The sequence below is a fragment of the Xanthomonas sp. SHU 199 genome, assembly GCF_000364665.1.
Taxonomy (GTDB): domain Bacteria; phylum Pseudomonadota; class Gammaproteobacteria; order Xanthomonadales; family Xanthomonadaceae; genus Xanthomonas_A; species Xanthomonas_A sontii.
On sequence record NZ_AQOI01000010.1, the window covers coordinates 1 to 11,862 of the forward strand.

Annotated in this window: 13 protein-coding genes; 5 read left to right on the forward strand and 8 right to left on the reverse strand. The window is 69.7% G+C overall.

What is annotated here, in order from left to right; genetic code table 11:
• Positions 1-149 precede the first annotated feature (149 nt).
• The 5 genes from D183_RS0100560 (at position 150) to D183_RS26085 (ending at position 4,152) form a co-directional block, all read left to right on the forward strand.
• A complete protein-coding gene (locus tag D183_RS0100560) occupies positions 150-791 on the forward strand; it encodes a methylthioribulose 1-phosphate dehydratase (RefSeq protein WP_017907268.1) in 642 nt (213 codons plus the stop codon).
• Positions 792-884: 93 nt separating this feature from the next.
• Positions 885-1,451, forward strand: a complete 567-nt coding sequence (locus D183_RS0100565) for a 1,2-dihydroxy-3-keto-5-methylthiopentene dioxygenase (RefSeq protein WP_017907269.1) — start codon at positions 885-887, stop codon at positions 1,449-1,451.
• 3 nt (positions 1,452-1,454) lie between these two features.
• Positions 1,455-2,153, forward strand: a complete 699-nt coding sequence (gene mtnC / locus D183_RS0100570) for an acireductone synthase (RefSeq protein WP_017907270.1) — start codon at positions 1,455-1,457, stop codon at positions 2,151-2,153.
• Between the two features lie 10 nt (positions 2,154-2,163).
• Positions 2,164-3,267, forward strand: coding sequence for a C13 family peptidase (locus D183_RS0100575; RefSeq protein WP_106405153.1), 1,104 nt, complete (start codon positions 2,164-2,166; stop codon positions 3,265-3,267).
• Positions 3,268-3,678: 411 nt separating this feature from the next.
• Positions 3,679-4,152: an STY0301 family protein gene (locus D183_RS26085; RefSeq protein ID WP_232757170.1), complete on the forward strand. Its 474-nt coding sequence runs from the start codon at positions 3,679-3,681 to the stop codon at positions 4,150-4,152.
• Between the two features lie 230 nt (positions 4,153-4,382).
• On the opposite strand, the gene D183_RS0100585 is transcribed toward D183_RS26085, so the two are convergent.
• The 8 genes from D183_RS0100585 to hisD all read right to left on the reverse strand — a co-directional run.
• The gene (locus tag D183_RS0100585) at positions 4,383-5,966 is read right to left on the reverse strand and encodes a calcineurin-like phosphoesterase C-terminal domain-containing protein (protein ID WP_026144071.1); all 1,584 of its coding nucleotides are present in this window, start codon (positions 5,964-5,966) and stop codon (positions 4,383-4,385) included.
• A 77-nt stretch (positions 5,967-6,043) separates the two neighbouring features.
• Positions 6,044-6,667, reverse strand: a complete 624-nt coding sequence (hisIE, locus tag D183_RS0100590; RefSeq protein WP_017907274.1) for a bifunctional phosphoribosyl-AMP cyclohydrolase/phosphoribosyl-ATP diphosphatase HisIE — start codon at positions 6,665-6,667, stop codon at positions 6,044-6,046.
• A complete protein-coding gene (gene hisF, locus D183_RS0100595) occupies positions 6,657-7,433 on the reverse strand; it encodes an imidazole glycerol phosphate synthase subunit HisF (RefSeq protein WP_017907275.1) in 777 nt (258 codons plus the stop codon). Before hisF ends, hisIE begins: the two co-directional genes overlap by 11 nt.
• Positions 7,427-8,161, reverse strand: a complete 735-nt coding sequence (gene hisA / locus D183_RS0100600; protein ID WP_017907276.1) for a 1-(5-phosphoribosyl)-5-[(5-phosphoribosylamino)methylideneamino]imidazole-4-carboxamide isomerase — start codon at positions 8,159-8,161, stop codon at positions 7,427-7,429. Before hisA ends, hisF begins: the two co-directional genes overlap by 7 nt.
• A complete protein-coding gene (hisH, locus tag D183_RS0100605; protein WP_017907277.1) occupies positions 8,158-8,760 on the reverse strand; it encodes an imidazole glycerol phosphate synthase subunit HisH in 603 nt (200 codons plus the stop codon). Before hisH ends, hisA begins: the two co-directional genes overlap by 4 nt.
• Before the next feature lie 31 nt (positions 8,761-8,791).
• Positions 8,792-9,865 carry a bifunctional histidinol-phosphatase/imidazoleglycerol-phosphate dehydratase HisB gene (hisB, locus tag D183_RS0100610; protein WP_026144072.1) on the reverse strand — a complete coding sequence of 358 codons (1,074 nt, stop codon included), beginning with the start codon at positions 9,863-9,865 and terminating at the stop codon, positions 8,792-8,794.
• Entirely contained in the window at positions 9,862-10,962 is a 1,101-nt protein-coding gene (gene hisC / locus D183_RS0100615; RefSeq protein WP_017907279.1) for a histidinol-phosphate transaminase, read from the reverse strand. Before hisC ends, hisB begins: the two co-directional genes overlap by 4 nt.
• A partial coding sequence (hisD, locus tag D183_RS0100620) for a histidinol dehydrogenase (protein WP_017907280.1) occupies positions 10,959-11,862 on the reverse strand: 904 nt, incomplete at its 5' end. The genes hisC and hisD, both read right to left, overlap by 4 nt.

An 11,862-nucleotide genomic window follows, 5' to 3' on the forward strand; every position in this document is an offset into this window, starting at 1 on the left:
CTCTCCCTCCGGGAGAGGGGTTGGGGTGAGGGTCCGACCGCTAGTGATCCCTCTAGAGAGGGGGGGGCGTGAGGGTACGGCATGAGCAGATGCGCGTGGATCCAGCCACCTGTCATCCCAATCCAACCCCCAAGCCCTACACTACGCGCATGAACGCACTGCCCTACGATTCCGAGCGCCTGCGCAGGCTGGCGCACCTGCTGATCGACAACATCCGCGAGCTCTCGCAGGCCGGCTGGACGCCCGCCACCAGCAGCAACTTCTCGCACCGCCTGGACGATCGCCATGCCGCGATCACCGTCTCCGGTCGCGACAAGGGCCGGCTGGTGGAGGACGACATCATGGTGGTGGACTTCGACGGCCAGGCCGTCGGCCGTCCGCTGCGTCCGTCCGCCGAGACCCTGCTGCACACCCAGCTGTACCGGCGCTTCCCCGAGGTCGGCTGCATTCTGCACACGCACTCGCCGGTGCAGACCATCGCCTCGCGCCTGTACGCCCCGCAGGGCCATATCCGCCTGGAAGGCTACGAGCTGCTGAAGGCGCTGCACGGCAACCAGACCCACGAGACCGCGGTGGACCTGCCGGTGTTCGCCAACACCCAGGACATGACCGTGCTGGCCGCGCAGGTCGACGCCCTGCTCGATCGCACGCCGCTGTGGGGCTACCTGATCGACGGCCACGGCCTGTACGCCTGGGGCCGCGACATGGCCGAAGCGCGCCGCCACCTCGAAGCCTTCGAGTTCCTGCTGCACTGCGAGCTGGAGCTGCGCAAACTGCGCGCCGCCGGCTGATCCGCCGCGGCGCGACAGCGTTCCAGCGCCGCAACGGCCGCCGGCCGCGCACCTGCTACCCTTTTCGTCCCCACTCCGCTTTCGCCCGCCGCCATGAGCCGACTCCGCATCTTCGCCGACACCACTCCCGACGCGCCGCTGTTCGACAGCCGCGATGGCGACGCGATCGCCGCCGAACTGCGCAAGATCGGCGTCACCTTCGAGCGCTGGCAGGCCAACCAGCCGATCGAGCCCGGCGCCTCGCCGGACGCGGTCATGGCCGCCTACAAGGCCGACATCGACCGCCTGGTCGCCGCCAACGGCTTCAAAACCGTGGACGTGGTCAGCATCGCCCCGGACAACCCGCAGCGCGAGGAGATGCGCAAGAAGTTCCTCGACGAGCACTTCCACAAGGAAGACGAGGTGCGCTTCTTCGTCGCCGGCTCCGGCCTGTTCACCCTGCACGTGGACGGCAAGGTCTACGAGATCGAATGCGTGCAGGACGACCTGATCGCCGTGCCCGACGGCACCCACCACTGGTTCGACATGGGGCCGGAGCCGCGCTTCGTCGCGATCCGCTTCTTCACCGAGCCGGATGGCTGGGTCGGCCACTTCACCGGCACCGACATCGCCCAGCGCTTCCCGCGCTACGAGGCGAAGCTGCGTGGCGAGGCGCACTGAGCGATGACCGATCCGCGCGTCGTACTCACCGACATCGAAGGCACCACCAGCAGCATCTCCTTCGTCAAGGACGTGCTGTTCCCCTATGCGCGCCGCGCCTTGCCCGGCTTCGTGCGCGAGCACGGCCAGCAGCCGCAGGTGCGGCAATGGCTGGATGCCGTCGCCAGCGAATGCGGCGGCATCTGCACCGATGCGGTGATCGTGGAGACCCTGCAGGGCTGGATCGACGAGGACCGCAAGCACACCGCGCTGAAGGCGCTGCAGGGCATGATCTGGGAAGCCGGCTACCGCGATGCCGACTTCACCGCGCACATCTATCCCGATGCCGCGCCGGCGCTGCGCCGCTGGCATGCCGACGGCCGCGCGCTGTACGTGTACTCGTCCGGCTCGGTACCGGCGCAGAAGCTGTTCTTCGGCCACAGCGACGCCGGCGACCTGCGCGGCCTGTTCTCCGGCTGGTTCGATACCGAGATCGGCGGCAAGCGCGAGCAACCCAGCTACGCGCGCATCGCCGAGGCGATCGGGGTGGCGCCGGCGCAGATCGTGTTCCTGTCCGACGTGGTCGCCGAACTGGATGCGGCCCGCGCCGCCGGCGTGGACACGGTGCTGATCGACCGCCGCGACGATTACCCGCAACCGCGCCAGGGCGAAGCCTGCAACGGCCACCGCCGCGCGGAGAGCTTCGCCGACCTGGGCTTCTGAGTCCCCGCGCATGCGCAGGCCTGTCGCTGCCTTGATGGCCGCCCTGGCGGCGTTGCGGCGCCCGTTGGCCGTGCTGCGGCGCCGGCTGCTGCCGGCCGCGCTGCTGGCGCTGGCGCTGCCCGCCTGCCATTCCGATGCCGGCGCCATGCCGGCCGGCCCGGCCGACACCGCACAGGACGAGGCGGCGCAGGATCCGGTCGACCAGGCGCAGCTGCGCCAGGCGCTGGGATCGCTGCAGGCGCAGCGCCCGGGCGTCCCCGACCTGTACGTGGTCGGCTTCGCCGGCGACGCCAGCGAGGACGTGTTCCGCAATGAAGTGCTGTACCTGCGGCAGATGTTCACGCATCGCTTTGGCGCCGCTGGCCGCATCGCCACCCTGATCAACCACGGCGACAATCTCGGCGCGCACGCCTACGCGCCGCAGGCGTCCTACGACAACCTGGCCGATACGCTGGACCGCATCGGCAAGCTGATGGACAAGCGCGAGGACGCGCTGCTGCTGTTCCTGACCAGCCACGGCACCGAGCAGCACGAGCTGTATCTGCAGTTCGGCCCCGGCGAGGATGCCGAGTACGACACCATCACGCCGCAGGAACTGCGCCGCCTGCTCGACGACGCCGGCATCCGCAACCGCATCATCGTGATCTCCGCCTGCTACTCCGGCGGCTTCGTGCCGGCGCTGAAGACCGCCGACACCCTGGTGATCACCGCCGCGCGTCGCGACCGGCCCTCGTTCGGCTGCGGCAACACCGCCAGCGCCACCTATTTCGGCCGCGCCTGGCTGATCGACGCGCTGGCGCACACCACCGATCTGGTCGACAGCTATCGCCTAGCCAGTGCCGAGATCAGCGCACGCGAGCAGGCCGAAGGCGAGGCGCCGTCGTATCCGCAGCTGTACGTGGGCGCGCGCATCGGCGCGTGGCTGCAGCACTGGCGCGCGCAGTTGCCGAACGCCGCCGCACCGCCCTATCCGTATCCGGAACCCGATGCGGACGACGCAGTGACTGCGACCGATGGCGAACCGGACCACGCGCCCGGGACCACGCAAACCACTGCTCCCCCGGCGCCCGCAAAACCGGCGCGACCGCCATCGACTGCCGCTCCCGCGCATTGAGCCGCCCTGCTCCGTCGAGCAATGCACGTAAGACCCCCACGCTCGGTGCGCCTGGGGTCCGGAGCAGGAGTCTGCAGCAACCCCATAGATGAGAGTAATTCGCATTCGATCGCCGATCGCGCGCAGCCGTTACACTGCGCCCCGCAGCAAGCCCGCCAGCCTTTCGCCAGCCAGCTGCGCACCGATCCGCCCGCCAGCCAGCCTTCGCTCGCCAGCCAGGATCCTCTCGTTTTATAGGCCTCCTTCATGGAGGTTTTTTTGTTTCATGCCGACTCCAGACCGGTAGTACGCCGGACCGCGCCGCAGCGATGGTCCACAACCGTCTCAGCAGGTCGATGGTGTAGTTGTTCTCAGCAATGGCCAAGCCTAGAGCGTGTTATGAACTTGGAGTTCACGCGGCTATCGTAGGCGATGAAGCCACCACGCCTCTATCCAACCGACGTATCCGATGAAGAATGGGCCTTCGCCGCGCCCGACTTGATACTGACGGATCCGCAGGCACGGCAGCGCAGATACGAGCTGCAAACAATGGAAACAACGTCTATGCCATTGAGCAAGCAAATTGCCGCTCTTCTACTTTGCCTTTTTGCCTGGAGTACCGTGCTCGCCGCGCCTTCAGTCTGCCCCATTCGACAGGATCAGCCACTTCGCTCCATCGATGCATTCGATGGAGAACCACAGGATCTCGCAGCGCTTGAGCCCGACGTGGCAAAGGAGCGATACGGCCATTGGGTTCTGGGCTACATCTACGATGAGGGCCGATTCGTCACCGTACGTTGCAGGTATGCGGACAAGCAAACGCATGACGTAAAACTGGCGAACCGCGTGGAGCAGTGCAGTTACTCAATCAATGCAAAGCATGTCCTTCGAGTAACTTGCAGATGAAAGCTGGAACGGCTCCTGGGACGGCGCGCCGAACTGGACAAACGGCGGCACATTCGCCAATGCCGGCGCCGATCGGCTCATCGGCGTCATCGCCAACGACAACAGCCGATTCTACTTCGCCCAGCGCCCGCGTGCGCCGGGCACAGCCCAGGACGGCGGTCAAAAGAACCTAGATCGCGACTGACCTGGCATCGCCGGGACGCGACGCCAGCGTCGCAACCGCGGCGCGATCAGGGAGAGGCGTCCTGCAATCGATAGCTGCCGCTGGCGTGCTGCTCGCCGCGCCAGCGGTCGAACGCGCGGACCTCGATGCGGTGCGCACCCACGCTCAGGTCGGTCGGCAAGGCGCCGCGCCACAGGTGTTGCGAGGGAATCGCTTCCGGCGACCGATCGTAGCCGCGCAACGCGTCGGCGGCATCGTCGCGCGCGTTCTCGGCGAGCAGAGCCGGGTCCGGCTGTTCGACCCGCTGCATCGGCTTCCAGGCGCCGTCGTCCACGCGGTACTCGACGCGCGTGTCGTCCTCGCCCATGTACACGTTCGCGTACACGCCCCAGGCCGGATAGGCACCGCGGCGCAATACCTTCGGCGCATGCAGGCCGATCTGGGTGTCGTCGGCGGCACGCGCGGCGTGGTAGGCCAGCGCATAGCCGCCGTCGCGGCGCACGGTCAGCAGTGCATAGCCGTTCGGGGTGCCGTCGGCCATGGTCGCGGCGGGAATGCCCTCGGCATCCTTGACCCCGGACCAGAACGCGCCGCAGGCCGCGCCGACGTTGTATTCGTGCAGCGGCTGCGCGCCGTGCCAGCCCTCGTCGGCACCGTGGTAATAGTGGCGCTGGGTGTGGCTATGGCCGCTGAGCACCAGCACATGCGGGAACGCCTGCAGCAGCGCGAACAACCGCGCGCGATCGGCATGGCGGAAGGTCTCCTTGCCGGGCGCCGCATCGAACAGCGGGATGTGCAGGCCCAGCACCACCAGCCGCTCCTTGGGCACGCTGGCCAGGTAGGCCTGCAGGAACGCGAACTGGTCCGCGCGCAGGCCGCCGATGTACTTGGGCTGCTGCGTCGGCTGGTAGACCACATCGTCCAGGAACACGAAGCTGGCGCCGCCCTCTTCCACCGCGTAGGTGTCGGGACCGTAGACCGCACGCCAGCTCGACAGCGAATCGACGTCGTCGGTCGCGTCGAAGTTGAGGTCGTGGTTGCCGGGCACATGGAACCACGGCACGCCGAGCTTGGCGGTTTCCGCATTCAGCGCCGGATACAGCGACAGGTCGTCGCTGACCACGTCGCCCAGGGTGGTGCCGATGCGCGCGTGGGTCTTGCCGCGCAAGGGCGCGACGATGTCGCGGGCGTAGTAGCCGACATCGGTCATCGATGCGGTCTGGGTATCGGCGAACACCAGCACCTCGGTGCTGTCGGCCTTGGGCTGCGCGCGCAACGCGAAGTCCCAGTGGTCGGTGGCGCCGCGGGTGGGCGCGATGCCCGGATACTTTAGCGTGGGCGAGCCGGCGGGCGCGTAGTGCCGCCAGTAGTCCGGCAGGCCGTTGCCGGCGCTGGCGAAGCTGTAGCCATCGGGCTTGATCACGAACACCGTGCGGCCGGGCTCCACCTGCAGGCGGTAGCGGCCCTGCGCGTCGGTGCGGACGATGTGCACGCCGTCGGACACCTGCACGCCGGCGATGCCGGCATCGCCCGGGCCGCGGCCCGGGGCGTTATCGCGCTCCTGGTAGACGCTGCCGCTGATCGTCGCGGTCTGCGCCACGGCGGGAGCGGTGGCGGCCAACAGGCAGGCAAGGACGACGGTGCGCAGCATGCGGAACATCCGGAGAAGCCGAGGGCCCCCGATTGTAGCCAACGACATCGACACGGCGATGACCGCGCCGGACAGACTCAGCGCTGCCGCGCTTCCAGCACGGCCACCGCATCGGCCAGGCCCAGGCCGCGTGCGCGCAGCAGCACGGTCAGGTGGTAGAGCAGATCGGCGGACTCGCCGAGCAGTTCCTCGTCGCCCTGGGCGACGCCGGCCAGTGCGGTTTCCACGCCCTCCTCGCCCACTTTCTGCGCGATGCGTCGCGTGCCCTTCTCGAACAGCTGCGTGGTGTAGCTGCCCGCAGGCCGTTCGCGCTCGCGCTGCGCGACCAGCCGATCGAGCGCGCCCAGGAACTGGCCCGGCGCCTGCGGGAAACAGCTGTCGCGGCCAAGGTGGCAGGTCGGCCCGCGCGGATGCGCCAGCACCAACAAGGTGTCGCGGTCGCAATCGGTGTCGATCGCCACTAAGTCAAGGACATGGCCGGAGCTTTCGCCCTTGGTCCACAGCCGCTGCTTGCTGCGGCTGTAGAAGGTGACCTGGCCGCTGCGGCGCGTCTGCGCCAGCGCCTCCTGGTTCATATAGCCCAGCATCAGCACGCGCAGCGTGGCGGCATCCTGCACCACCACCGGCAGCAAGCCGTCGCCCTTGCCCCAGTCCAGCGCCGCATCGGCGGCGTCCGCGTCGTGGGAGTGTTCATGCGCCATCGCGCACCTCGATCTGTCGTTGGCGCAGGAAGCGCTTGAGTTCGGGAATGGCGATCGCGCCGCTGTGGAAGACGCTGGCGGCCAGCGCGCCATCGACGTCGGCACGCTCGAACACGTCGGCGAAGTGCTGCATCTCGCCCGCGCCGCCGGAGGCCACCAGCGGCACCTTGCACAGGGCGCGCACCTCGTGCAGTTGGGCGATGTCGTAGCCGCGGCGCACGCCGTCGCTGTCCATGCAGTTGAGCACGATCTCGCCGGCGCCCAGGCGCTGCGCCTCCACCACCCAGTCCAGGGTGCGCACGCGCAGCGCCTGGGTCTTGCTGGGATCGCCGGTGAAGCGGCGCACGCGCCACTGGCCGTCGTCCTCGCGGATCGAATCGATGCCGACCACTACGCACTGCACGCCGAACGCCTCGGCCAGCTCGGCGATCAGCGCCGGCCGCTCCAGCGCCGGCGAATTGATCGAGATCTTGTCGGCGCCGGCGTGCAGCACCGCGCGCGCGGTGGCGACGTCGCGGATGCCGCCGGCCACGCAGAACGGGATGTCCAGCAACCGCGCCACCTTCTCGACCCAGGCGTAGTCCACCGAGCGCCCCTCCGGACTGGCACCGATGTCGTAGAACACCAGTTCGTCGGCACCCTGATCGCGGTAGCGCAGTGCCAGTTCGGCGATGTCGCCCATGTCCACGTGGTCGCGGAACTTGACGCCCTTGACCACGCGCCCTTCGCGCACGTCCAGGCACGGGATGATGCGCCGGCTCAGCATGCCAGCGCCTCGTCCAGGCGCAGCCGCCCTTCCAGCAAGGCCTTGCCGAGCACGGCACCGGCGCAGCCGGCCTCGCGCGCGCCGCGCACGTCGGCAGCGTTGCGGATGCCGCCGGAGGCCTGCACCGCCAACGCCGGCGCGAGCTGCCGCAGGTGCGCGTACAAGGCTAGATTCGGCCCGGACAGCATGCCGTCGCGGGCGATGTCGGTGCACAGCAGGTGGATCAGGCCGGCCGCGGCGTACTCGCCGGCCAGCGCGTCCAGGCTCAGCGACGAGGTCTCGGTCCAGCCGTGCACCGGTAGGCGCCAGACGCCGTGCGCGTCCTGGCGGCTGTCCAGCGCCACGGTGATGCGCTCGGGACCGAATTCGGCCAGCCACTCCAGCACCGACTCGCGGTCGCGTACCGCCAGCGAGCCGATCACCACGCGGCTGGCGCCGGCATCGAGCAGGCGCTGCACGTCGGCACGCGAGCGCACGCCTCCGCCGGTCTGCACCTGCAGCCCGGTCTCGCTGTGGATCCGCTGCAGCAGCGGCGCCAAGGTGTAGCCGCCGGCGCGGGCCGCATCCAGGTCGACCAGGTGCATCCACTGCGCACCGGCCTCGGCGAAGGCCTGCGCGCGGCGCAGCGGATCGTCGCCGTAGTGGGTCTCGCGGGCGTAGTCGCCCTGCGCCAACCGCACCACGCGGCCGTCGCGGATGTCCAGGGCGGGATAGACGACGAAGCTCATGGGAAATCGGTCTCGAGGAAGTTGCGCAGGATGCGCGCGCCGGTGTCGGCGGAGCGCTCGGGATGGAATTGCGCACCGCAGCGGCGACCATGCTGCACCACCGCGGTGAACAGACCGCCATGATCGCAGGCGGCGACAGTGTCGCCTGTGACCGGTGCGGCATAGCCATGCACGAAATAGGCGCTGGCACCGTCCGGCACGCCCGCCAGCAACGACGACGGGCGCAGCGGCAACAGCCGGTTCCAGCCCATGTGCGGCACGCGGATGCCCAGCGCCGGCGGCATGCGCCGGACCACGCCGGTCAGCAGGCCCAGGCAATCGACATCGCCTTCTTCGGAATGCTCGAACAGCAATTGCATGCCCAGGCAGATGCCGATCAGCGGCACCTGTAGCGCGCGCAGCGGCTCGAGCAGGCCCTGCTCGCGCAGCCGCGCCATCGCATGCGGCGCCGCCCCCACGCCCGGCAGGATCACCCGCTCCGCGCCCTGCAGACCGGCCACGTCGCGCACCAGCCGCGGCTCCACGCCGAGCCGCTGCAGCGCATAGCGCACAGAACCGAGGTTGGCGCCGCCGGCGTCGATCAAGGCCACCGTGCTCATCGCACCCTCCGCGTGTCCACGACGCACCGATTCACAGCACGCCCTTGGTCGAGGGCAGCGCTGCGCCCTCGCGCTTCAACGCCTGGCGCAAGGCGCGGGCCAGCGCCTTGAAGCAGGCCTCGACCTTGTGGTGGTCGTTGTCGCCGCGCACGCTCAGGTGCATGTTCAGCCCGGCCGCATCGCACAGCGAGCGGAAGAAGTGCGGCACCAGTTCGGTGGGCATATCGCCGACCCGCTCACGCTTGAACTCGCCTTCGAACACGAAGTACGGGCGCCCGCTGAAATCCAGCGCGGCGCTGGCCAGGGTCTCGTCCATCGGCAGGGTGAAGCCGTAGCGGCCGATGCCGCGCTTGTCGCCCAGCGCCTGACGCAACGCCTGGCCCAAGGCCAGACCGGTGTCCTCGATGGTGTGGTGTTCGTCGATGTGCAGGTCGCCCTCGGCGCGCACGTCCAGGGCGAAGCCGCCATGCTTGCCGATCTGCTCGAGCATGTGATCGAAGAACGGCAGGCCGGTGGCGCAGTGCGGGTCGCGCGCCAGGTCCAGGTCCAGTTCCACCGCGATGCGGGTTTCCTTGGTGTCGCGCTGCACCCGCGCACGCCGCGGCGCATCGGCCAGTTCGTGGGCGATGCCGGCCCAGTCCCACTCGCCGCCGAACTGCGCAGTGCGCAACTGGAAGCCGCGGATGCGCAGGTTCTCGGCGAACTGGATGTCGGTGATGCGGTCGCCGACCATCGCCGAGCGCGCCCAGTCGATGCTGCGGTCCTGCAGGTACGGCAGCATCAGGCCGATGCCGGGCTTGCGCGTGGGCGCATTGTCGGCCGGCCAGCTGCGGTCGACCAGCACCTCGCGGAACACGATGCCCTGGCTGGCGAAGATCTGCAGCATCAGGTCGTTGGGCCCGTCGAAGGCGGCCTGCGGGTAGGCCTCGCTGCCGAGGCCGTCCTGGTTGGTGACGATGACGAACTGGTAGCCGGCGTCGCGCAGTTTGAGCATCGCCGGGATCACGCCCTGCACGAAGCGCAGCTTCTCGTAGGCGTCGATCTGGAAATCGGCCGGCTCCTCGATCAGGGTGCCATCGCGGTCCACGAACAGGATCGGGGTCATGCCGCCGCCCTCCATGCCTGCAAGGCGCCGAGCACGCGCTGGTTCTGCGCCGGCGTGCCCAAAGTGATGCGCAGCGCATCGCCCAGGCCCGGCGCGGCGCGCTGGTCGCGCACCACCACCCCGGCCGCCAGCAGCGCCTGGAACGCGCCCTCGGCGTCGTCGAAGCGCAGCAGCAGGAAATTGCCCTGCGACGGATACACCTGACGCACGCCCGGCAACGCCGCCAACGCGGCCTGCATGCGCGTGCGCTCGGTCCGCACCTCCTGCACCCGCGCCGCTGTCTGCCGCAGCGGTTCGGGCTGCAGCGCGGCCAGCGCCAGCTGCGTGCACGGCGCCGGAATCGGATACGGCGCCTGGCAGCGGCGCAGCACCGCGATCAGCGCCGGATCGGCGATCACGCAGCCGATCCGCGCCGCCGCCAGGGCGTGCGCCTTGGACAGCGTGCGCAGCACCGCCAGGTTGGCATGGCGCGCAAGCAAGCTGGTGGCCGAGGCTTCGTCGGAAAACTCGCCATAGGCTTCGTCCACCACCAGCACCGCACGTCCCTGCAGGCGCTCGGCGGCACGATCGATGTCGGCCAGCGCGATCGCCGCACCGCCGGGGTTGCCCGGCGAACACAGGAACACCAGCTTGGCCATCTGACTCAATGCGGCGTCCACCACCGCGTCCATGTCGGTCAGCAGGCCCTCGGCGGTATCGCGCAGCGGCACCTCGACCACGCGCGCGTTCTGCAGCCGCGCGCACACCGCGTACATGCCGAACACCGGCGGGGTGATGACGATGGCGTCGCGGCCCGGCTCGCACAGGGCGCGCAGCAGCAGGTCGATGGCCTCGTCGCTGCCACGGCCGAGCAGCAGTTGGTCCGGGGCGCAGGCGTACAGCTGCGCCAGCGCGGCGCGCAGCGCCGGCGGCTGGGGGTCGGGATAGCGGCGATTGCCGGCGTCACCGTCGGCGGCGTTGGCCCAGGCCGATTCGTTGGCATTGAGCCAGATCTCGCCCTGCAGCGCACTGCTGCGCGCGGACGAGTAGCCGGCGAACTCGCGCAGGTCCGGGCGGACCAACGCCAGCACGGCGCGTGCGTCTGGAGTCTGGCTCATGCCGCCTTCTCCATGCGCAGCGCCACCGCGTTGGCGTGCGCGTCCAGGCCTTCGGCGCGCGCCATCAACACCGCGCAACCGCCGATCGCGGCGATGCCGGCGGCACTGGCGCTCTGCACGCTGACGAAGTTCTGGAAGCTGGCCACGCTCACGCCGCTGTAGGCACGCGCCGCGCCGCTGGTCGGCAGCACGTGGTTGGTGCCGCTGCAGTAGTCGCCCAGCGCCTCAGGGGTGTAGTCGCCGAGGAATACCGAGCCGGCGGCCTCGACCCGGTCCAGCCAGTCGCGCGGCGCGCGCAGCGCCAGGATCAGGTGTTCCGGGGCGTAGCGGTTGCTGATGGCGAAGGCGTCATCCAGCGTGTCGACGCGGATCAGCCGCGACGCGGCCAGCGCCTGCCGGGCGATCGCCGCGCGCGGCAGCGTCGCCAACTGCCGCTCCAGTTCGTTCTCCACCGCCTCGATCAGCGCGGCGCTGTCGGACAGCAGCAGCACCTGCGAATCGGGACCGTGCTCGGCCTGCGACAGCAGGTCGGCGGCGACGAAGGCCGCATCGGCGCCGGCGTCGGCGATCACCAGCACCTCGGACGGCCCGGCCGGCATGTCGATCGCCGCCGCGCCGGCCTGCGCGATTTGCTGCTTGGCCTCGGTGACGTAGCTGTTGCCCGGGCCGAACAGCTTGTCGCAGGACGGCACGCTTTCGGTGCCGTAGCCCATCGCCGCGATCGCCTGGGCGCCGCCGAGCTTGAACACCCGGTCCACCCCGCACAGGGCGGCCGCGACCAGCACCGCCGGGTCGGCAGAGCCGTCGGCGCGCGGCGGCGTGCACAGCACCACCTCACGACAGCCCGCCAGCGCCGCCGGCACGCACAGCATCAGCGCGGTCGACGGCAGCGGCGCGCTA